Raw genomic sequence first — 21,402 nt, 5'->3', positions numbered from 1 at the left:
CGTCCGCGATGGGGCGGCCCGTCCCCGTCGCGGGCGCGGGCGGGGCAGCAAGCGCGGCCCGGTGGCCGCGGACCTTTTCCACCTTCGGAGCTGAATGATGATGACGACCACGGGGCGCAGACCCGCCGGACGCCGCCGTGCCCGTGCCGCGGCCGCCGCGCTGTGTCTGCTCGCCGGAGCACTGACCGCCGCCGCGTCCGGGGGCTCCCCGGCCTCGGCCCTGACTCCCCCGGTCTCGCTGACCGCGGACGACCTCACCACCTGGCAGACCAACGGCATCGTCTGGTCCCTGGCCGCGTCGGACGACGGCGTCGTCTACGCCGGGGGCACGTTCTCGGCCCTCCGGCCGCCGGGGGCCGACGCGGGCGTCTCGGAGCGGCCGGCGCTCAACTTCGCCGCGTTCGACGCGGCGACCGGCGAACCCACCGGCTGCGAGCTGTCGTTCACCATGTCGTCGGGCACGGCGACCGTGCGGGCGCTGGCGCTCTCCCCGGACCGGAAGACCCTGTACGTGGGCGGGCAGTTCGGGGCCGTGAGCGGGGTGGGGGTGAGCAACATCGCCGCGATCGACACGGCGACCTGCACCCCGCGCCAGGACTTCAAGGTGTCCGTCTCCGCGACGGTGCGGGCGCTGGCCGTCACCTCGGACACCGTCTACCTGGGCGGCGACTTCAACAAGGTCGCCGGGGAGACCCGGAACAAGTTCGCCGCGGTCACCACGGGGGCCGCGCTCAAGCCGTGGAAGGCCGACGCGGACGACGTGGGCCGGGCCCTGGAGCCGACCCCGGACGGCAAGCGCGTCCTGCTCGGCGGCAACTTCTTCAAGGTCAACGGCACCACCTCGCACGCCCTGGCCGTGGTGGACGCCGCCACCGGAGCCGTCGTCAAGGCCTACCCGGCCGGATTCATCCCCGACACCTCCACGGTGCAGGACATCGCCACCGACGCCACGGGCTTCTACACCGCCAACGAGGGCACCGGCGGGGGCGTCTTCGACGGCCGGATCGCGCTGAACCTCAGCAATTTCGAGCAGCGCTGGCGGGACACCTGCCTGGGCGCCACCCAGGCCGTCCTGGTGCACAACGGCGTGCTGTACAGCGGGAGTCACGCGCACGACTGCGCGAGCATGGGCGAGTTCCCGGACCAGCCGCGCAAGCATCTGCTGGCCCAGTCCGTGAACGACCCCAAGCTGCTGCCCTGGTTCCCCGACACCAACGACGGCATCGGTGAGCCGGTCGGGCCGCGGGTGATGGCGCAGACCGACAAGGGGGGGCACCACTACCTGTGGGTGGGCGGCGAGTTCACCGCCGTCAACGGGGTCCGCCAGCAGGGCCTGACCCGGTTCGCCGACGGTCCGGACACCGGTGCGCCGTGGGTGCCCAACGTCAGCCTGTCCACGGTCGCTCCCGGCAAGATCGAGGTGAACTGGCAGGCCAGCTTCGACGCCGACGACGGGGAGCTCACCTACCGGATCTACAAGGACGGCGCCACCACACCCGTGTACACCACGACGGGGTACTCGGTGTTCTGGGACCGCCCGCAAATGAGGTGGACCGACACCGACGTGGCCCCGGGCGAGACCCACTCGTACCGGATCAGCGCGAGCGACGGGACCAACACCAGCGCCAAGTCCACGGCCCTCTCCGCCACCGTGACGTCCACCGCGGAGAAGTACCCCGCCAAGGTGCTGGCCGACGCCCCCACGCTGTACTGGCGGTACGACGAGGGCACGTCGACGTTCGCCGCCGACACCGGCTCCGGGCGGGACAACGCCTTCCTGCGCAACTCCCCCGCCTACCGGCAGACGCCAGCCGCGATCGCCGGCCCCTCGACCGCGATCGGCTTCGACGGCGCGAGCCAGTACGCGTACAGCAACCGGCGTCACCCGCATCCGGTCAGGTTCTCCATCGAGACCTGGTTCAAGACCAAGACGACCAAGGGCGGCAAAATCGTCGGCTTCGGCAACGTGACCATGCAGAACAGCACCCAGTTCGACAAGCACGTGTACATGCGCGACGACGGGCACCTCGTCTTCGGGGTCTACAACAGCGGCGCCAAGACCATCGTCACGCCCGGCGCCTACAACGACGGCGCGTGGCACCATGTCGTCGCCAACCAGGGAAGCGGGGGCATGGTGCTGTTCGTGGACGGGAAGCTCCGCGCCTCCAACAGCTCCTACACCGTCAACCAGGACTACAGCGGCTACTGGCGGGTGGGCGGGGACAACCTGAACAACTGGCCGGGCAAGCCGACGAGCAACTTCTTCGCCGGACAGATCGACGAGACCGCCGTCTATCCGACCACGCTGAGCAGCAACCAGGTCGCCGCCCACTACGCGCTGAGGACGGGCTGATGCGGCATCCGTCCCTCGCCGGCCTCGCCGCAGTCGTCCTGGCGGCGGCGCTGGCCGCCTGCGGCTCGCCGTCCCACGAACGGGAGGCGGCGAGCAGTTCCGTGCCGCCCGCACCGTCCGCGCCTTCCGCCCCGGCCGGGCCCCCGGCGGCCGGCCCCGCCACCACGCCCCTTCCGTCCGCACCCCGTCCGTCCGCGGCCGGGCCGGACCCGAAGCAGCCGAAGCTGCCGGTCGCCGAACTCACCCCGGCCACCGGCACGTTCAGCCGGAAGGAGAAGGAGTACCTGACCGACCGGGTGCCCCGGGGCATGGATCCGGCGGCGGTGCTCCAGACCGGTCAGGAGACCTGCGACCGGCTCACGTTCCTGGTGAAGGCCGACCGGGACACCGCGGTCGGCGCCATCGTGACGGGCGAGATCGCCGACGCCCGTCCGGCCGTCGAGCACCTGTGCACCGGCCACCGCGATCTGCTGCGGGAGGCCGCGCGGGGGTACGCGGACGGCACGTACCGGGGCGCGGACCTGCGGCCCGGGTCCTACCGCGGGGTCTCCCCCACCGACGCGTGCGTCTGGCAGCTCACCGGGGCCGGCGGCGAGGTGCTGGGGTCGGGATCCGCGACCGCCGGGAAGCCGGCCCGGATCACGGTCCCCCGGGCGGCCCGCGCCTTCACCTCCACCGGCTGCTACGCCTGGCTGCCCGAAGGAGACGCCGGATGAGCAAGCTGCCGATCGCCGTGGCGATCCCCACGAAGAACGAGGCGCTCAACATCGCCGAGGCGGTGCGGTCGGTCCTCGACCACTTCGAGGCGGTCGTCGTCGTCGACTCGCACAGCACGGACGGCACGGCGAAGATCGCCGAGGAGTGCGGCGCCGAGGTGATCCACTACACCTGGGACGGCGGCCATCCGCGCAAGAAGCAGTGGTGTCTGGAGCACGTCCGCACGGACCTGGACTGGATCCTGCTGCTCGACGGCGACGAGCGGATCGGTCCCGGGCTGCTGGCCGAACTGCGGCGGGAGTTCGCCGGTCCCGGATCTCCGCGGCCGGCGGCGTACGACATCCCGCTGGGCTACTGGTTCTCCGGGAAGCGGCTGCGGCACGGCTACACCATCCGCAAGCGGTCGCTGACCGACCGCACCCGCTGCCGCTACCCGGAGATCGGGGACCTCGACGCGCCGGGCATCGGGGAGGTGGAGGGCCACTACCAGCCGGTCGCGGAGTCGGTCGGCACGCTCCGCAACCCGATCGAGCACCAGGACCTCGACCCGGTCGGCGCCTGGTTCGAACGGCACAACCGGTACTCCGACTGGGAGGCGTGGCTGGAGCACCACCCCGACGTCAAGGAGCAGGTGCGCAGGGTGAAGTCGCGCCAGGGGCAGCTGTTCCACCGGGCGCCGTTCAAGCCGCTGGTGTCGTTCGCGTACATGTACGTGTACCGGCGGGGCTTCCTCGACGGGCGGGCGGGCTTCGACTTCGCGCTGGCGATGAGTTTCTACCGCTGGCAGATCGGGCTCAAGTCCCGTGCGGGGAAGGCGGGCTGACCAGCCGTCCCCTCCGGCGGAGCACGTCCTCGTAGACGCGCCGGAGGGTGCGGGTCACCGCTTCGATGGTGAAGTGCTCGTCGACCAGCCGCCGGGCGGCCGCGCCGGCCCGTTCGGCGGCCGCCGGTTCGAGGAGTTCCAGGATCGCTGCGGCGACCCCGGCCGCGTTCCCGGCGTCCTCGCCGGTCCGGCTGTCGATCACTCGCCCGGCCCCGGCCCGCGCCACGTCGGGGCCGAGCCCGCAGGTGCGGGTGATGACGACGGGGGTGCCCACGGACATCGCCTCCAGGACGGAGACGCCCAGGGGCTCCTCGATCGACGGCAGGACGTACACGTCGGCCCGGCGGTCCGCCGCCAGGACCTCGTCGTGCCCCAGCGGGCCGACGTGGTCGAGGGAGCCCGTCACCCCCAGCTCGCGGGCGAGCGCGAGCGTCTCGGGCAGGGCGCCGGTGTCGGGGCCGGCGAGCACGAACCGGGCGTCCGGGTGCCGGGCCAGGACCGCCGGCATGGCGGCGACGAAGTCCCTGGGCCGTTTGCGCTGCTGGATCCGGGCCAGGAAGAGGATCACGGGCGGACTGCCCGGTGCGCGGGCGGGTTTGGGCGGCTGCGGGCGGACGCCGTTGACCAGCCGGACCGTCCGGGTCAGCGGCACGGGGGCGGCGACGGCGTTCACGTCGAGGCGTTCCGCCTCCGTGAGGTGGAGCACCGCGTCCGCTCCGCGCAGCACCCGGCGCACTCCCAGCAGGTCGGTGAGCCGGGCGATCCGGTTCTCCGTCGGGTCGACCATGCCGTGCGTCTGGACCACCAGGGGGGCGCGGGAGGCCAGCGCGAGCAGGGCGGCGGGCAGGGTCACCAGGTCGCGCATCAGATGCACGTGGACGAGGTCGGCGCCGCGTGTCATGCGGCGGGCGGCGAGCAGCAGCGCGCCGGAGGCGATGCCGCTGACCTCGAATCTGGGGAGCACGTGACGGGCCCGGAAGAGGTGGACGGGCACGCCCTCGACCTCGCGCGGCAACGGGCCCGCGAAGCCGTCCGCCAGGGCCATGACGCGGGCGTCGTCGCCCGCGGCCCGCTGGGTCTTCGAGAGGTTGAGCGCCACCCGGGTGGGGCCGCCGAACGCGTGGTCCGGGGTGTGCAGCGTGACGATGTGCAGGATCTTCACCGGCTGTCCCCCCAGCCTCGGCGGTTTACACCCAGATTAGTCGGCCGAGTCCCTCAAGTGCGTTGATTCGTTAGAGTGTTCACAGGTCGGTGGAACGGGGAGCCCATGACGTCCGTGCGCGAGACGGCGCCGCCCGCACCCGTGCCGGACCACGGTCCGGGAGGCCGGGACCGACCGCCCGCGAGGCCCATGTCATGGGCGATGCTGTCGCGCGCGCTGGCCGTCCCCCTCATCCTGGCGCTGGTCTGCTTCCTGCCCGCGGTGATCGCCGCGCAGCCGGGCTCCGGCGTCCGGGACACCGCGTACTGGCTGCAGCTGGTGCTGACCTGCTACGCGGGGGCCCGGCTCGCCACGATGGTGCTGTCCACCCGGCGGCGGCTGCTGCAGGGCGTGTTCTGGATGTTCGTGTACATCGCGATGGGGGTGGCGCCGTTCGCGCAGGCGGTCATCGGCCAGACGCCCACGCCGCTGGTCGGTCCGCGCTCCGACCTGGTGACGGCCGTCGCCCTGGTCCTGGTCGGCTGCGCCGCGTTCGACCTCGGGGCGCTGCTGGCGTCCCGGCGTCCGCTGCGCCGGAGGACCGCCGGGCGCTCCGGCGGCGGCCCCGCCTCCGCGCACCGGGTGCGGCTGAGGGTGCTGGTGCTGCTGGCGTTCGCGGCGAGCGGCTACTACGTGATGCGGGTCGGCGGGCCCGCGGTCTTCTTCACCAGCCGGCAGGAGATCAGCGCCTCGGTCGCGGGCAGCGGGCTGGGGGCGGACGGCTCCAACGTGGGCTCGGCGTTCCTGAAGGGCTTCGGAACGGTGCCCGCCCTGCTCGCGCTGCTCTTCTACACCCGTCGGCTGGTGACCTCGCGCCGGGCCCGGCGCACCCCCTCGACGGTGCTGGTGTGGAGTGCGCTGGTCCTGCTGAACCTGGTCGTCAACAACCCGGTTTCCAACGCCCGTTACTGGTTCCTGACGGTGCTGGTGTCGGGTCTGTTCACCGCGTTCCCGCGCAGTGCGGCGGTGTACCGGACGGTGCTGGCGCTGGGGGTGGTCGGGGCGCTGGTGCTGTTCCCGTACGCGGACCGGTTCCGGTACGACAGCTCCGGGTACCGGCCGGTGGAGTCGTCGTCCGTCTTCGAGCCGCTGGCCACCAAGGACTACGACCAGACGGTGATGTTCGCCAACACCATCACCTGGGTCGGCACCCGGGGGCACACCTACGGTCGGCAGCTCGCGGGCTCGGCCCTGTTCTTCGTGCCCCGGTCGGTCTGGAGCGGGAAGCCGGAGGACACCGGGGTCCGGGTCGGCCAGTGGATGGGTATGAACATGACCAACCTGTCGGCGCCATTGTGGACCGAGCTCTGGGTGGACTTCGGCGCCCCGGGCATGGCCGGGGCGTTCGCGCTGGCCGGGTACGCCGCCGCGCGCACCGACCGGCGTTACGCGCGCGCGGTCCTGCGGGAGGGGCCCGGCAGCCTGTCGGCGGTGGCGGTGCCGCTGGTCGCCGGGTACGCGTTCATCCTGTTGCGCGGTCCGCTGCTGCAGGCCATGGGCAAACCGGCGATCGCGCTGCTCTGCCTGCTGCTCGTCGCCGGCTTCAGGGGCCGGGGCGGACGGGGCGGGCGCTGACGGCCGCCGCCGGGGCGGACGCGCGACGGCCCAGCCGCACCACTCGGACCCAGGTGGCCACCGCCTTGCACAGGGACCCCAGGCACAGGCCCCAGGCCGCGCCGGGCACCCCGCCGAGCGCGTAGCCGCAGGCGAGGAACGCGACGGCGGCACATGAGAACACCACCTGGACGGGGAGGGTGGTGCGCGGATCGAGCACGCGCAGGGCCAGCAGCCCGCAGGTGCCGACGGCCATCGCCGCGTACTGGCTGCCGGTCGCCGGGAGCAGGGCGGCCGCCGTGGGCCAGGTGTCGCCGAGCAGGTGGCGGCCGATGCCGTCGGGCAGCACGGCGAGGACGGCGGCCCAGAGCGCGGCCGTCGCGGCCAGCACGGCGGCGAGCGCGGCCGAGGCGCGGACCCGGTGGCGGGCGGAGGGGAGCCGCCCCAGCAGCGGCGGGCCGAAGCCGGTGGCGGAGCTGAACAGCACGTTCAGCGGTCCGAAGAGGGTGGTCGAGCCGCGCAGGGCGCCGACGGCCAGCGGGGTGCCGACCGCGCCGAGTCCCAGCACGGACAGCTGGCTCGTGGCGTTGCCCACCCCGAACTCCACCACGAAGCGCCGTCCGAGGTGGCCGCGGCGCAGCAGGTCGCGGGGGCGCGTGGGCGCTCCGGCGGTCCTGCGGTGCAGCAGCGCCGCCGAGAGCGCAAGGGCGGGCAGCGCGGACAGGCCCCAGACCAGGACGAGCCGGGCGGCCGGGACGCCGTGCGGCTGCGCGGCGAGCGCGCCCAGCGCGCAGACCAGCCGCAGGGCGTCCCCGGCGAGCGCGAGGTGGGGCAGGTGCAGGGTGGCGAAGGCGTAGCGCAGGGCGTCCTGCCCGAGCACCGCCGGCAGGACGAGGCCGAGTACGGCCAGGGCGCGGGCGGCGGCCCCGGGCAGCGGCAGGCAGACCGCGGCGAGCGGGATCCCGAGCGCGGCGGCGGCGAGCAGGGTGAACGCGACCGCGGAGCGGCAGGCCCCGCCCACGTCTCCGCCCTCGCCGCGACGCAGCGCCAGCGGCTGTCCGGTGTGGGCGCCGGACACCCCCAGCAGCACGGTGAAGACGAGGTAGACCGCCGAGAAGCGGGCGAAGCCGGCGGCGGTGGAGAGCCGGGCGGCCGTCACCAGCACCAGGATGTTGGTGAGCGCCGCCACGCCCTGGTCCGCGACCGAGCAGACGACCGCGGTGCGTGCCCTCATCCGCGTCCGGCGGTGGGGTCGTAGGCGCGCAGGCCGAGCGTCGCGGACGGGTCGCCGGCGGCCCCCGGTCCGGCGGGGCCGTTCCGGTCGTCCCGGACCGGTGCGGCGCCGGCCCGTTCGGCGGCGGCCGCGCGCCGGGCGGCCCGGCCGTGGGCGCGGCGCTCGCGGCGGCTCGGGGAGGGGTGGAGCAGGGCGCCGAGGACGGCGCCGCCGGCGGCTTCGACGATCTCGCGGACGCGTTCCAGGTCGCTGCGGTGCACCTCCCGCGCGTCGCAGACCACCAGGACGCCCTCGACGCGGTCGATCAGCGCGACGGCGTCGGCGTACGACAGCACGGGCGGGGCCTGCACGATGACGACGGCGCCGGGCCGGTCCGCCTCGGCGGCGACCCGTCCCACCGGCGCGGAGGTCAGGGCGCGCGCCACGTTGTCCGTGCGCCGGCCCGCCACCAGGGTGAAGGCGCCCGACCCCGGCACGTCCACGTTCATCCGGCTGTCGGACGGCCAGGCCCGGCGGCCGCGCCCCGTCCAGGCGGGCCCGGGGTCCCGCACGGCCGGGCCCAGCTCCGCGGCCAGCGAGGGGGTGCGCAGGTCGGCTTCGAGGAGGATGACGTCCCGGCCCATCTCGGCGAAGGCGGCGGCCAGGTTGGCCGCGGCGGCGGCGGCCGGGCCGCCGTCCCCGCGCGGCGCCGTGACCAGGAGCCTGCGGCGCCGCGCGAACGCGGGGTCGTAGGCGAGCCGGAAGGCGACCGCGCGGTACTCCTCGGCGCGGCGGCTTCCCCGGCGGCCGATGGCGAGCGGGGTGCCGGCCGACGACCGTTCCCTGGGCAGGGTGCCGAGCAGGGGGGCGCCCAGGGAGCGGACCAGTTCCGTGGTGGAGCGCACGGCCGGGTCGAAGACCAGGCGCACCCAGGACAGCAGCAGTCCGAGGGCGAGACCGACGACGCCGCCGAGCCCCAGGAGCAGCGGCAGCCCGGCGCCGGTGGGCTCGGTGGGCGCGGCGGGCTTCTTCATGAGATAGCCGGGGGTGGTGTCCAGGGCCCGCAACTCGGAGATCTTGCGGTTGAGTTCGGAGATGGCCACGACGAGGTTGGCCCGGGCGCCGGCCACGTCGCCGCTGCCCGCGGTCTGCCGGGCCAGCTGGTCGCGCTGTTCGGTGAGGGGGACGAGCTGGGCACGGTAGCCGTCGACCATGTTGGCGATGCTGTTCTCGGTGCGCTGCCGGCGGATCTCCAGGTAGGCGTCGGCGAGCGCCTGGGCGCGGGCCCGGGCCAGGCCGGGGGTGCGGGCGGTGTACGCGAATCGGAGCACCAGGGTGTTCGGCGGGTTGGTGACCTGGAGGCCGGACAGCAGCGGCCCGGTCTCCACCCGGTCGCCGTCGCGGGCGAGGGCCACGGCGGCCAGGGCGGCCACGGTGTCGCTGACCGCGGTCTGCCGTTCGGAGCCGATGTTGATGCCCTTGTCGGCGGAGGCGCCCGCGGCGAAGGGGTCGGAGGTGGCGGAGCGGACGACCACCTCGCCGGTGGCGGTGTAGCTCTTGCCGCCGCTCAGGGCGAGCCAGCCGCCGCCGAGCAGTCCGATGGCCACGCCGACGGCGAGCAGCGCCCGGTAGCGCAGAAGCTGGCGGAACTGGTCCCGCAGGAGCGCGGGTTCGTCCTGGTCCCCCAGGGCGCGGATCGGGTGGGTCATCGGCGTGGTCTCCCTTGTGCGTCCGCGAGGGCCTCGGTGAGCAGGGCGTCGAAGCGGGCCAGGGCCGCCTCCCGGCCCAGGTGTCGTGCGACGTACCGCGGTCCGTTGGCGCCGAGGGCGTCGGCCTCGGCGGGCGACTCGACGAGCTTGCGCACGGCCGACAGCAGCGCGGCGGGGTCCTCGGGGGCGACGAGGACCCCGGCCCCGGACCGGCGGATCTCCTGGGCGGTGCCTCCGCCGTCGGCCACGGAGGCGACGACGGGGCGGCCGGAGACGAAGTAGGAGGTGAGTTTGGACGGGACGCTCATGTCGAGCACGGACGCGCGCTGGGTCACCGCGAGCACGTCGGCGGCGGCGAGCACGTCGGTGAACTCCCCCTCGTCGGCGGGCGGCAGGAAGTCGAGGTTGCGCAGTCCGGCCGCCCGCCCGCGCAGCGCCTCGCGCCGGCTTCCGTCGCCCATCAGCACGACGCGGATCTCGGGGGCGAGCCGGGCCGCGTCGACGAGGACCTCCAGGCCCTGTTTGAACCCCATGTTCCCGGAGTGCAGGACGACGGGGGTGCCGCGGTCCCAGCCGAGCCGCGCCCGGGTGGCCGCCCGGTCGGCCGAAGGGGCCGCCACATGCGACCAGTTGGGGACGACGCGGATGCGTCCGGGGTCCACCCCGTAGTCGACGACGCGCGGGACGAAGCTCTCGTGGATGACGCCCACGAGGGCCGCGCCGCGCAGTGTGCGGCGTTCGGCCGCCGAGGCCGCCGCCGCCGCACGCCCGCCGCCGCGGATCCCGCTCTGCGCGGCGGCGGCGCCCATCAGGTCCTGTACGACGGGCAGGTGCGGGACGCGGTGGCGGCGGGCCAGCCGGGCCCCGAGGACGCCTCCGGCCAGGCTGGGCATCTGGGAGACGACCGCGTCCGGCGGTCCGGGGAGGGGCGGCGGCAGCAGGCCGTGGGCGAGCACGGACGCCTCGAACGCCGCTCTGCGCAGGGCGGTCTGACGGGGCGGCACATAGTGTCTTCGCCGGTGGACCGTGACTCCGGCCCGCCGTTCGGTGATCCGCCACGCCCCCCGGTAGCCGTCCAGGGTCCGCCACGACGGGTAGTGCGGCATCCCGGCCAGTACGTGGGTGTCGGCCCCGGACGCGGCCCAGTGCTCGGCGAGCCGCGCGGCGTACGGGCCGATGCCCGTCAGCTCCGGCGCGTAGTTCGTCGAGACGACCAGCAGCGTGCGGCCCGCGAACGGGCGGTGACTGTCGGCTTCGGACATGGACGTTCGCCTTCCCCCGGACCGTTCTGTTCCCTCCGGGGAACAGCCCCAAAAGTGAGCTTATCCGTTCACGAGACCACAACTGTTCTTCGCAGTAAGGTCGTTGGACCAAGAGCACCGATCCGGGAGTCCCGCGGCGCCGGACGGTTCGTCCGAGGACGGCCGCGGGCCCCGGGCATCGCGTTCACCGTGGGGGGAGAGAACGGATGGTGTACAGGGTCGGCTACGCGCCGGGGGTCTACGACCTCTTCCACATCGGGCACCTGAACATCCTGCGGCATGCCCGCAGCCGCTGCGACTACCTCGTCGCGGGCGTCGTCTCGGACGAGATGGCCGCGCTCGCCAAGGGGCACGAGCCGGTGATCCCGTTGCCGGAGCGGCTGGAGATCGTGCGCAGTGTCCGCTACGTGGACGCCGCGTTCGTCGAGACCGTGCCCGACAAGGTCGAGACCTGGCAGCAGGTCAGGTTCGACGTCATCTTCAAGGGGGACGACTGGCGGGGCACCGAGCGGGGCGGACGGCTGGAGCGCGACTTCGCCCGGGTCGGCGTGGACGTCGTGTACCTCCCGTACACCGTGCACACGTCCAGCACCCAGTTGCGCCGGGTGCTGGACACCCTGGTCAGTCCGGACTCCGGAACGCTCTCAGCTCCCTGAACCACTTGACCAGGAACACCGCCAGGAACAACGCGTGCACGGCGCCGAGCGCCGCGTAGCCGAGACGGAACGCGGCCGGGTCGCCCAGCAGCAGGAACACCAGGCAGAACACCCCGTAGTCGGCGGGCAGCAGCGCGACGGCCCGCGCCGTGGAGCCCCGCGCCGGACCGGGGCCGGTCCCGGCATTCACCCCGGGCCGGGCGCCGCCCGCCGCCCGGCCCAGCTGCTCGCGCAGCAGACCGGCGCAGAAGGTCAGGACGGCGACGAAGAGAAAGCCCAGCGGCAGCAGCAGCCAGGTCTCGGACGGCAGGCCCATGAACCGGTGGAACGAGATCAGCACGGCGCTGTGCACCAGGATCATCTTGGCGCAGTCCACGACGTGGTCCAGCCATTCGCCGTCCGGGCCGCCGCGCCCGGTGAGCCTGGCCAGCTGCCCGTCGGCCGAGTCGAGCGCGAAACCGGTCGCCAGCCCCGCGTACACCGCGACCGCCAGCCCCCACGACGGCCGGAACACCGCCACCGAGGCGATGGCCGTGAAGGTGAACAGGGCGCTGCACAGCGTGACTTGATTGGGAGTCAGTCCGACGCGGCACGCGGCCGCCGCGAACAGGCGGCCCAGCGGGCGGTTCACCAGACGCGAGTACAGCGACACCCCCTTGGCCGTCTTCTGCGCCCCGCGCAGCTCCCGCAGCACCGCGCCCATGCCCTCCATACGCCCCCCAGCGTGTCCGCGTCGACCCCGGCGGAGCCGTCGAGGCCCCGCCGTCCCCGCCGCATCATGGCACGCGGGCCCGCGTCGCGCGGGCCCGCGACCGCCCCGAGCCGGCGCCGCCTTCCGCTCAGGAGGAGGCGGTACGGCACTCCGGGTGGCCCCAGCCGTTCGGGTTCTTGGCGATCATCTCCTGCGCGGCGTACGGCTTTCCGCAGTGGCAGCGGCCCGCGTACCTGGCCCGGATGGTGCCGCCGGAACGCGCGGGGCGAGCCGTGCCGCCGGTCTTCCGCGCCGGCGCGCGGCCGCTCCGCCCCTCGGTCGCCCGGGCGGGGGCGGGGGTCGGGAACCCGTCGGCGCCGTGCGCCGTGCCGGCCGGGCGCTGGGACGCCGCGGCCTCGCTCGCCGCCTGGTCGGCGAGGGCGTTCAGCGGGTCGCCGTCCACCCGGTGCGCGGCGACGTGGACGAACCTCACGGACCGGTCCTGGAGCAGGGCGTCGATCCGTACCACCAGTTCGCGGTTGGCCACCGGCTTGCCGGCCGACGTCTTCCAGCCGTTGCGCTTCCACCCCGGGAGCCACTTGGTCACCGCGTTCATCGCGTACTGGGAGTCCATCCGGACCTCGACCGCCGCGGACGGGTCGGTCGACTCCAGCAGCTCCCGCAGCGCGGTGAGTTCGGCGACGTTGTTGGTGGCGTTCCCCAGCGGGCCGGCTTCCCAGCGCTGCGGCCGCCCCTGCGCATCGGCCACGACCCACGCCCAGGCCGCGGGTCCCGGGTTGCCCTTCGATGCGCCGTCACACGCGGCGATGATGCTCTCGTTCATGCCTCGATCATGCCAGCGCCCCGCCCCCGCTCCGGCACGCCGAGGCCCCGCCCCGGCCGGTGCGCTCGGTCCGGGGTCGTGACGCGGCGGCGCGGGCGGTCGACGGCCCGTGATGGCGCGGGGCGGATGCGCCCCGGCCCGGGCCGACCCCGTAACCTCTTCTCCCATGAACGCCGGGGGGCCTGCGCGCCGTGTGATCGACGACCGTTTCGAGCTGGTGAACAGGCTCGGCAGTGGTGGCATGGGCATGGTCTGGCGGGCCCATGACCTGGCGCTGCACCGCGATGTGGCGCTCAAGGAGGTGCGGCCCCCGGATCCCGCGCTCGCGGAGAACGACCCGGAGTCGGTCCGGGTGCTGCGGGAGCGGGTGCTGCGCGAGGCGCGGGCGCTGGCCCGGCTCGACCACCCCGGCGTGGTCACGGTCCACCACATCGTGGACGGCGGCGACCACGCGTACCCGTGGATCGTGATGGAGCTCGTGCCCGGGGTGTCGCTGGCGGAGCGCCTGGCGGAGGGAACGCTCACCCCCGTCGAGGCAGCCGAGCTGGGCCGCGGGGTGCTGGCCGCGCTGCGCGCCGCCCATGCCGCGGGCATCCACCACCGCGACGTCAAGCCCGCCAACGTCCTGCTGCGGCCCGACGGCACCCCGGTGCTGACGGACTTCGGCATCGCCGCGATCCGGGAGTCCACCAGCCTGACGGCGACCGGCTCCCTCATCGGCTCCCCCGACTACATGGCGCCGGAGCGCATCCGGGGCGACGAGGGCGATCCCTCCTCGGACCTGTGGTCGCTCGGCATGATGCTGTACGTGGCCGTCGAGGGCCGACATCCGCTGCGCAAGGCGACCACGCTGGCCACGCTGGCGGCCGTGCTGGACGAGGAGGTCCCGCCGCCCCGTCGGGCCGGTGCGCTGGCCCCGGTGCTGACCGCCCTGCTGACCCGGGACACGACCGCGCGGCCCGGCGCCGAGGAGCTGGACCGGATGCTGGCGGCGGTCGCCGCGCCGGTGGACGCGCCGCCCGCCCCGCCCTCCGCGCACCGGCAGGACGCGCCGCCGCCCCCGTCCCGGCCCTCCGTCCACCGCCAGGACGCGGTGCCGCCGCGCCCCGCGCCGGTCGCGCCCCAGGACGCGGTGCCGCCCGGTCACGGGCCGGCCGTGCCGACGGCCGTGCTGCCCGGCACGCCGGTGCCCCCGCCCGCCGCCGCGCCCGAGCCGCCGCGCCCCGCGCCGCTGGGCGAGCGCGAGGCCCGCCGCCGGGTGCGCCGGGGCCGGGTCGCCGCGGTCTCGACGGCCCTCGCGGGAACCGCCCTGACCGGCGCCCTGGTCTGGGCCCTGCTACCCGCCCCCGACACGAAGGCCACCGGCGACCCGTCGGCCGCCCCGGGCCGCGTCTCCGACGGCCCGTCGGCCCCCGCGCCGCGGGAGACGCGCCCCGGGGCGAAGGACAGCGGCAGCACGACGGCGCCCGGCCGGGCAGGAGGCGACGAGGCGGGGAAGGGGAATCTGCTGACGCCGGACGGCGCCCGGTCCGTGATCGCCGCGCTCGCCCGGGTGACGGGCGACAGCCGGGTCACCTCGTTCTCGCTGTACGACGACTTCGCGAGGATCGAGGCCCCGGTGAAGGCCGACAAGAAGCTGTACGACGTCTACACCTACCGGGACGGCGAGGTGACACGGGACCGGGCCGGCGGCACGCTCATGCCGAACGACAAGGCCGTGGACCTGGAGAAGTTCGCCTGGGACGTCCTTCCGGCGCTGATGCGCCGGGCGGACGAGGAACTGGGGATCGCCAGTCCCACCACCCATTACGTGAACATCGATCCGGCCTCGCCGTTCGACGGCTACCAGCCCACCCTCAGCGTCTACGTCTCCGACGAGTACGGCGGCGCGTACCTGCGGGCCGACGTCCACGGCAAGGTGCTCAAGAAGTATCCGCGCGGAGCCTGAGAAGACGTCGGCCCCGGTCCGGCCCCGTGACGGGCGGAACGGGGGCCGCGCGCCGGGGGCTCAGCCCACCAGGCGTACCAGCACCAGCAGGACGGCGGCGAACACCAGGCTCGCCACGAAGGTCCGCAGGCCGGCCGGCGCCCCGCCGACGATCCGCTTCACCTCGGTGGGCGGGGTGAGGACCTCGGCGCGGGCCAGCCACTCGCGCGGCGGGTCGGCGGGGATGACGACCCGCCAGGGCTGCTCCGGGTCGATCTCGACGACCGCCCGGCGGCGGTGCAGCAGCCCCTGCGCGTCGAGGGGGTGACGGGCCCTGATCCGGTAGGCGGGCAGCCCGTCGGGCACCACGGTCAGGTCGAATTCGAACACGGTGTTCAGCGACCGCCCGTCGGCGGCCGGGCGCCCGGACTCCTTGTCCACCGCCTTCACGGCGTGGACGAGGGCGGGCGCGAAGGCGCGCGGCCCGCCGGAGCGCAGTCCGAGGACGACCAGGTCCGAATGCGACGGCTCGGCCACCTTGTCGAACACCGTCAGGGCCAGGGCCGACGCGGGGAGGCCGGTCAGCAGCAGCCAGCGGGGGCCGTCGACGGCGCCGTGCACCAGCGCGGCGAAGGCGAGCCCGGCGACGGCGGCGGAGAGCAGGCCGAACGCCGTGAGGAACCTGCGGAACGAGGACAGTGACTGGTTCATACGAGGCGCAGCCTCCTTCGGCGCGGGATGGCGACCCGGGTGCGGGCGGGGTCGTCGGGGCGGTCGGCGTCGTACACGGCGAGGACGTCGCGGCTCAGGGCGACGCGGTCGACCACGGTCGGGACCCGGTGGCGCACCCCGGCGGCGTCGTCGAAGACGACCACGACCTCCCCGTGCCGGCCGCCCACCGACCGCCATCCCTCCAGCACCGCGTCGGCGGTGCTGGAGCGGCGGGAGAGCCGGCGCAGGGCGGCGGTGCGCCGCAGGCTCACGGCGGCGCCCCACCAGGCGGCGAAGCAGCCGGCCGCCGCGGCGGACCAGAGGAAGGTCAGCCAGGCGGAGACGGAGAACTCCGCGAACGGGAAGAAGAGATGGAAGGAGGTGGTGGTGTCACGGTCGACCTGCCCCTCGGCCAGTGCGTCGTACCAGCCCGCGACCGCGGCGACCGCGCTGAGCGCGACCATCGCGCCGGGCGTGGCGCGCTGCAGGTACCGGGCGCAGAGCAGTCCGAGGACGATGGCGCAGCCCACTCCGGCGATGGGCGCCGCGGACGCGAACTGGTCGCTGCCGCAGCCGCCGGTGCCGTCGCAGGTCCACCGCACGCCCGACGCCTCGTTGCTGGCGATGTACCACATCATCCAGACCTGCCACGCCATCAGCAGGCAGCCCCCGGCGCGCATCACCTGTCCGTAGGCTCTCTGCCGCACTGTCCGCCCCTGGTTCTCGCCGGTCCACCGGGGCACGTCGTGCCCCGGTGGACCATACACGCGCCGTCCAGGGGCTGTCCGTGATCCGCACCACCCGTCAGGACCGGCCGGGAGCAGCAGAACTGCCTGGTGAGGACCGTGGGGTGGAGCGGCGGGCCGGGCCCGGCTCAGCGGGTCACCGGGTGCGGTAGGCGTCCACGATGGTCTGGGTGAGCGTGTTCCCGCCGGTGTCGGTCAGCTCCGCCCGCAGCGAGACGCCGGTGCCAGGGCCGGGGCCGGCGATCGTCAGGGCGCCGCGCTCGACCGGGACCGGGGTCCAGGTGGCGCCGCCGTCCGTGGAGTACGAGTACGCCGAGGAGCGGACGCGTCCGCCCGCGGCGGCGCCCAGCACGGTGACGGGAACGCGCAGGGACGTGCGGGCCGGCGCGGTGCCGTCGGGGGCCAGCTCGGGCGAGAACCGCACCACGCTCACCGGCACCGGAACCGGGCCGGACCCCGCGCCCTCGCGCCTCCCGGCCCCCGCGCCGCCCCTCGCGGCCGCGGCCTCCGAGGCGAAGGTCCACGAGGCGGTGACCCGGGTCGCGGTGCCGGGTGCGCCGCCGCGGCTCACGGTGCTGGTCAGCCGGTACGCGGCGCGTCCCGGGGGCACGGCGAACGAGGCCCGTCCGGGCTCGCCGGTCCGCTTCCCGACGAGCACGCCGTCCCGGTGCAGGGTGGTGGTGGCGGTGTCGTACGGCGGCGCCGAGGGGATGTGCCCTTCCCCGTCGGCCAGCAGCGGGATGTCGGCGGTGAGCCGGCCGCCGTCGCGCACGACGCCGTGCCGGTCGGTGAGCGAGGGGCCGAAGACGGCGTTGTCGAAGGTGTGCGTGGTCGTCTCACCGGCGCGCACGGCGACGCGGTCGGCGCTGTAGCGGTTGGAGTCGGCGCCGGGGGTGTCGGGGACGGTGTAGGTGATGTCCCAGGTGCCGCGTTCGGGGGTCACGAGATAGGTGAGGGCGCCGGGGGTCGGCAGGGAATCGGACACGCCCATCGCCAGGCCGGTCGGCTTGATGTCCACGGAGGCGCTCTGCCGGGCGCCCGGCCGGGCCGCCGCGTTGATCCGCACCGCGGCCAGTTCGGCGGCGGAGGGGTGGCGGACGAGTCCGGTCAGGGCGCGGCTGCCGGTGCCGGTGTGGCCGAGCGCGTAGCCGACGGTGCTGCCGGACCAGTAGGAGTCGTACCACTGCTCCACGGATCCCGGCTCGGCGTCGGGGCCCAGGTGGGCGACGCGCAGCGTCGGGGTGTACTTGATCAGGTTGATTTCCCGGGTCGCGCCGTCGTGCGTCACCTGGACGAACATGGCGCTGTTCCGGAAGGTCGCGGTGCTGTCGGGCGGGCTGACGTCGACGGGTGCGGCGGTCCGCGCGTCGACGGTGACGGTGGTGTCGCGGTCGAGGTCGAGGCGCGGCTGGATGATCCAGTCGGTGCTCCTGCCGTCGGCGCCGGTCAGCTCGCTGTCCAGCAGGTAGCGGCCGCGCGGCAGGCGCACGGTGGTCGTGCCGGAGGCGTCGTACGGCCGGACGGACGTGTCGGCGCCCGGTCCGGAGATCCCGGTGACACCGGTCTCGTAGTCGTCGGTCGGCCGGCCGTCGCGGCCGAGGTGAACGATGGTCAGGGCGTAGGTCGCCGGTTCCGCGGCGGACGCGGCGGCGGGGTACGCGGGGGTCGCGCCGCCGACCAGGACGATGGTGAGGGCCAGGTTCCGCAGGACGCGTCGGCGGGGTACGGAGGAAATGCTCATGACCTGCACTGCGCGGCCGGGGCCCGGAGTTCCTGTGAGCTGGGCCACGTGGCGGGGTCCGGCCCGTACCGCCGGTGCGGCCCGCGCACCGCGCACGCGGCGCACCCGGCCCGCATGACCCTGCGGCTCCTGCGGCCCCCTGTGCCTCTGTGGCTTTCGTGAACCGCTGTTGCTCACTTCTGTGTATCTCTGTTGCCCATGTGTCCCTTGTGGCGCAGCTCACGGGAACGCGCGCAACGGAAGTGGCAGGGCGAAGTGTGGAATCACTCATGAGGAACCGCTTCCGTCGTGGGGACTGCGACGCCCTGGGCGAGCTGTACGACGAGCACGCCCAAGTGCTGTACCGCTATGCCCTGCGGGTGACGGGCGACTGGGCGGAGGCCGAGGACGTCGTCTCGGTGACCTTCCTGGAGGCGTGGCGCGCCCGGGAGGGGCTGCGCCCGGACGGCGGCAGCCTGCGCCCGTGGCTGCTGGGCATCGCGACCAATGTCATGCGGCGCGGCGCCCGTGCGCGGCGGCGGCGTGACATCGCGCTCGCCCGGCTGCCGGAGCGCGAGGCGGTGCCCGACTTCGCCGACGATCTCGTCACCCACCTCGCGGACTCCGAGCGGCTGCGCGCCGCGCACTCCGCGCTGGCCCGGCTGCGCCCCCGTGACCGGGAGGTGTTCACCCTCGTGGTGTGGGCCGGTCTGGACTACGAGGCCGCGGCCGAGGCGCTCGGGGTGCCGGTCGGCACGGTCCGGTCGCGCCTGTCCCGGGCGCGGGCCCGGCTGCGCGAGCTGACCGACGCCGGGACCCGCGCCTCCGCGCGGCCGGTGCGGGGCCCGACCGGGCGGCTCCGCGCACGGGAGGGCGGGCCGCCGCCCACCGCGCCCGGCCAGCCGTTCCCGGGCCGCCTTTCCCTGGCCCGGTCGTCGTCGACCCAGGAGAAGCTCGGATGAACAACACCCCCCGCCGTCCCACGGGCCGCCCGTCCGAAACGCCCCCGGGCCCGGACCTGACCGGCCTGTCGGCCCCTCCCCCGGTCCCCGGCCTGGCCCCGGACCGGGAACTGCTGCTGAGGGAGGCGCTGTTGCGCGAGGCCGCCGTGGAGCACGCGCCCCGCGACGCCGTCGCCCGGGGCCCGCGACCGCGCCGGCGCCTCGTCCGGTTCGCGGTGCCCGCGCTCGCCTGCGCCCTGGCGGCCGCCGGTGTCGTGGCGGCGGACCCGACGGGCCCGTCGGGCCGCGGCTCCGCCCCGGTCGCGGAACGGCATGCCGCCGGCGCGCCCGGGGCGGCCCGGCTCCTCGGCCGTGTGGCGCTGGCCGCCGCGCGGGCCGAGCGGCCGGCGGTCCGCGCCGATCAGTTCGTGTACGTGGAGAGCCGGGTGGCTTACGCCGCGCAGAGCGCGGGGGGCGGCCCGGTGACGATGCCTCCGGTGCACACCCGGCGGGTGTGGTCGTCGGCCGACGGCGGCCGCCCCGGACTGCTGCGCGAGGACGGCGGGCCCGACAGCCGGCTCGACGGCGCCGCACCGGTCGGCGGCCCGGACGGCCCGGGGGCGGCGTCCCGGGCCGGCGGCGCGCGCGGGACGGTCCCGTCGGTCACCGAGCCCACCCACCGGTATGTCGCGTCGCTGCCCACCGACCCGGACGCGCTGCTGGAGCTGATCCGGGAGGCGACCCGGGGGCAGGGCCCGGACCCGGACCAGCGGGCGTTCACCGCGATCGGCGATCTGCTGGCCGAGACCTGGGCGCCGCCCCGGGTGGAGGCCGCGCTCTACCGGGCCGCGGCGCTGATCCCCGGGGTCACGGTGGTGCGGGAAGCCGTCGACGCGGCGGGGCGCGAGGGCGTCGCCGTGGCACGGGCCGCGCACGGCCGGCAGACGCAGTGGGTCTTCGACCGGACGACGTACGCGTTCCTCGGCGAGCGCACGGTGCTCACCGGGTCCGAGGAAGCCGGCCCGGCCGGGACCGTCGTCGGCGTCTCCGCGGTCCTCGTCAGGGCCGCGGTCGACCGGGCCGGCGAACTTCCCGGGCGGGTGACGGGGTAGGGCCCCGGCGGGGCGCGCCGCTCCGGCGTCGGCCGCCCGGTGCGGGGGCGCGGGTCCCCGGCCGGGGCCGCTCCGGGACCGGCCATGCCCGGGGTCGCGCCGGCGGACGGGTCAGGGCGTCCGGCCCGTCCCGCCGTCGGCCGCCCGGCGTCCGCGGGCCGCCGCGAGGCGTCCCGCACCGGCCAGGAGGGCCAGGCCCGCGAGCCCGCCGACGCAGGTCAGGACCAGGGTGCCGGTGCCCATCGAGGCCAGGGCCGAGGTGTCGGCGCGCCGGCCTCCGGCGGCCTGCCGGATGAGGTCGGCGACGGCGTCGGGGTGCGACATCATCGCGGCGTGGGAGGAGTCGACCTCGACGGTGTGCGACTTGGCGCGCCGGGCCTGGAAGCGGGCGAGGTCCGGCGCCACTGCCCGGTCCCCGGTGGCGACCATCGCCCAGGACGGAATGGTCTTCCAGGCGGCCGCGGTCGCCTTGTCCATGAACGCGGCCCCGCTGAGGGGGCGTTGGGCGGCGGCAAGCCGTGCGGCGGCGGCCGGCGGCAGGTCCCCCGCGAACACGTCGCGGAACCTCTCGGGTCGCAGGTACAGGTCGGTGCCCTCGCTTCCGTCGGGCTTCTTGAACGGCTTCGGGCTCAGGGCCGAGTTGAGCCCGCCGTCCGCGAATCTCGCCCTCAGATCGCTCAGCGACTCGCCGTTGTCCGGCATGTACGCGGAGACGAAGACCAGCGACTTCACCTGCGGGTTTCCGGCGGCCGCGTTGCTGATCACCGCCCCGCCGTAGGAGTGTCCGGCCAGCACGACCGGGCCCTTGACGCCCTTGAGCACCCCGGTCAGGTGAGCGGTGTCCCCCGCCAGTCCGCGCATCGGGTTGGCCGGGGCCACGACCCGGTAGCCGTCGCCGCGCAGCCGTTCCGCCACGGCGTTCCAGCCGGAGGCGTCGGCGAACGCTCCGTGCACCAGTACCACCGTGGGCCTGCCGCCGGCCGGTGCGTCGGCGTCGTCGGCCGCCGCGGGCACGGCGCCGACGGCGAGCACGGCCGCGGTCAGCGCTGCGGCGACGGTCCGCCCGCGGCGCCCGGCTGTCCGTGTCCGGGGCGCGGAGTGGGTCGAGGCGGTCATGTCGGTCTCTCTTCGTCGGGATGCGGTTGGTGAGCCCAGCGTTCCCGGGCCCGTGCCGGGTCGGCGCGGCGCGGGACGCGGCGGAGTGAAATCGGCCGACCGTCCG

Annotated in this window: 18 protein-coding genes; 8 read left to right on the top strand and 10 right to left on the bottom strand. The window is 75.2% G+C overall.

Translation table 11 applies throughout. The annotated features are described in order from the left end of the window. Window positions 1-94 precede the first annotated feature (94 nt). The 3 genes from WA762_RS04705 to WA762_RS04695 are packed head-to-tail and all read left to right on the top strand — an operon-like array spanning window position 95 to window position 3,893. Window positions 95-2,353: a LamG domain-containing protein gene (locus WA762_RS04705; RefSeq protein WP_335933138.1), complete on the top strand. Its 2,259-nt coding sequence runs from the start codon at window positions 95-97 to the stop codon at window positions 2,351-2,353. Then, on the top strand, window positions 2,353-3,069 hold the full coding sequence (locus tag WA762_RS04700; protein WP_335933137.1) for a hypothetical protein: 717 nt from the start codon (window positions 2,353-2,355) through the stop codon (window positions 3,067-3,069). Before WA762_RS04705 ends, WA762_RS04700 begins: the two co-directional genes overlap by 1 nt. Next, entirely contained in the window at window positions 3,066-3,893 is an 828-nt protein-coding gene (locus WA762_RS04695) for a glycosyltransferase family 2 protein (protein ID WP_335933136.1), read from the top strand. Before WA762_RS04700 ends, WA762_RS04695 begins: the two co-directional genes overlap by 4 nt. Here WA762_RS04695 and WA762_RS04690 read toward each other — a convergent pair. Further along, window positions 3,865-5,055, bottom strand: coding sequence for a glycosyltransferase (locus WA762_RS04690; RefSeq protein WP_335933135.1), 1,191 nt, complete (start codon window positions 5,053-5,055; stop codon window positions 3,865-3,867). The two genes, WA762_RS04695 and WA762_RS04690, sit on opposite strands and share 29 nt — an antisense overlap. Before the next feature lie 105 nt (window positions 5,056-5,160). On the opposite strand from WA762_RS04690, the gene WA762_RS04685 reads away from it, so the two are divergent. Beyond that, window positions 5,161-6,669: a hypothetical protein gene (locus WA762_RS04685; RefSeq protein WP_443080510.1), complete on the top strand. Its 1,509-nt coding sequence runs from the start codon at window positions 5,161-5,163 to the stop codon at window positions 6,667-6,669. Here the strand turns inward: WA762_RS04685 and WA762_RS04680 are convergent. The 3 genes from WA762_RS04680 to WA762_RS04670 are packed head-to-tail and all read right to left on the bottom strand — an operon-like array spanning window position 6,638 to window position 10,832. Further along, entirely contained in the window at window positions 6,638-7,882 is a 1,245-nt protein-coding gene (locus tag WA762_RS04680; RefSeq protein ID WP_335933133.1) for an MATE family efflux transporter, read from the bottom strand. The two genes, WA762_RS04685 and WA762_RS04680, sit on opposite strands and share 32 nt — an antisense overlap. Then, on the bottom strand, window positions 7,879-9,570 hold the full coding sequence (locus WA762_RS04675) for a lipopolysaccharide biosynthesis protein (RefSeq protein WP_335933132.1): 1,692 nt from the start codon (window positions 9,568-9,570) through the stop codon (window positions 7,879-7,881). Before WA762_RS04675 ends, WA762_RS04680 begins: the two co-directional genes overlap by 4 nt. Continuing rightward, complete coding sequence (locus WA762_RS04670) at window positions 9,567-10,832, bottom strand: glycosyltransferase (protein ID WP_335933131.1); 1,266 nt, start codon at window positions 10,830-10,832, stop codon at window positions 9,567-9,569. Before WA762_RS04670 ends, WA762_RS04675 begins: the two co-directional genes overlap by 4 nt. A 206-nt stretch (window positions 10,833-11,038) precedes the next feature. Here WA762_RS04670 and WA762_RS04665 point away from each other — a divergent pair, with 206 nt between their 5' ends. Further along, window positions 11,039-11,488 (top strand): FAD synthase family protein, encoded by a 450-nt coding sequence (locus WA762_RS04665; RefSeq protein ID WP_335933130.1) that lies wholly within the window; start codon window positions 11,039-11,041, stop codon window positions 11,486-11,488. Here WA762_RS04665 and WA762_RS04660 read toward each other — a convergent pair. Continuing rightward, the gene (locus WA762_RS04660; protein WP_335933129.1) at window positions 11,454-12,200 is read right to left on the bottom strand and encodes a CDP-alcohol phosphatidyltransferase family protein; all 747 of its coding nucleotides are present in this window, start codon (window positions 12,198-12,200) and stop codon (window positions 11,454-11,456) included. The genes WA762_RS04665 and WA762_RS04660 overlap by 35 nt on opposite strands. A 127-nt stretch (window positions 12,201-12,327) precedes the next feature. Then, entirely contained in the window at window positions 12,328-13,023 is a 696-nt protein-coding gene (locus WA762_RS04655) for a ribonuclease H family protein (RefSeq protein WP_335933127.1), read from the bottom strand. 166 nt (window positions 13,024-13,189) lie between these two features. Here WA762_RS04655 and WA762_RS04650 point away from each other — a divergent pair, with 166 nt between their 5' ends. Continuing rightward, window positions 13,190-14,971, top strand: coding sequence for a serine/threonine-protein kinase (locus WA762_RS04650; protein WP_335933125.1), 1,782 nt, complete (start codon window positions 13,190-13,192; stop codon window positions 14,969-14,971). Between the two features lie 60 nt (window positions 14,972-15,031). On the opposite strand, the gene WA762_RS04645 is transcribed toward WA762_RS04650, so the two are convergent. The 3 genes from WA762_RS04645 to WA762_RS04635 all read right to left on the bottom strand — a co-directional run bounded on the left by WA762_RS04645 (window position 15,032) and on the right by WA762_RS04635 (window position 18,148). Beyond that, on the bottom strand, window positions 15,032-15,661 hold the full coding sequence (locus tag WA762_RS04645; protein WP_335933124.1) for a hypothetical protein: 630 nt from the start codon (window positions 15,659-15,661) through the stop codon (window positions 15,032-15,034). Further along, window positions 15,658-16,368 (bottom strand): hypothetical protein, encoded by a 711-nt coding sequence (locus WA762_RS04640; protein ID WP_335933122.1) that lies wholly within the window; start codon window positions 16,366-16,368, stop codon window positions 15,658-15,660. Before WA762_RS04640 ends, WA762_RS04645 begins: the two co-directional genes overlap by 4 nt. Window positions 16,369-16,543: 175 nt before the next feature. Then, entirely contained in the window at window positions 16,544-18,148 is a 1,605-nt protein-coding gene (locus WA762_RS04635; RefSeq protein ID WP_335933120.1) for a serine protease, read from the bottom strand. A 269-nt stretch (window positions 18,149-18,417) separates the two neighbouring features. Between WA762_RS04635 and WA762_RS04630 the strand changes: the two genes are divergently transcribed. Both WA762_RS04630 and WA762_RS04625 read left to right on the top strand, forming a co-directional pair. Then, a complete protein-coding gene (locus WA762_RS04630; RefSeq protein ID WP_335933118.1) occupies window positions 18,418-19,089 on the top strand; it encodes an RNA polymerase sigma factor in 672 nt (223 codons plus the stop codon). Then, window positions 19,086-20,180, top strand: a complete 1,095-nt coding sequence (locus WA762_RS04625) for a CU044_5270 family protein (protein WP_335933116.1) — start codon at window positions 19,086-19,088, stop codon at window positions 20,178-20,180. The genes WA762_RS04630 and WA762_RS04625 overlap by 4 nt, the downstream gene beginning before the upstream one ends. A 111-nt stretch (window positions 20,181-20,291) precedes the next feature. Here WA762_RS04625 and WA762_RS04620 read toward each other — a convergent pair whose 3' ends face one another. Beyond that, window positions 20,292-21,296, bottom strand: coding sequence for an alpha/beta fold hydrolase (locus WA762_RS04620; protein ID WP_335933115.1), 1,005 nt, complete (start codon window positions 21,294-21,296; stop codon window positions 20,292-20,294). Window positions 21,297-21,402 lie beyond the last annotated feature (106 nt).

It is taken from the genome of Streptomyces tyrfis (assembly GCF_037034285.1).
Classification (GTDB): Bacteria; Actinomycetota; Actinomycetes; order Streptomycetales; family Streptomycetaceae; genus Streptomyces.
This window is presented reverse-complemented; position numbering and strand designations above follow the sequence as displayed.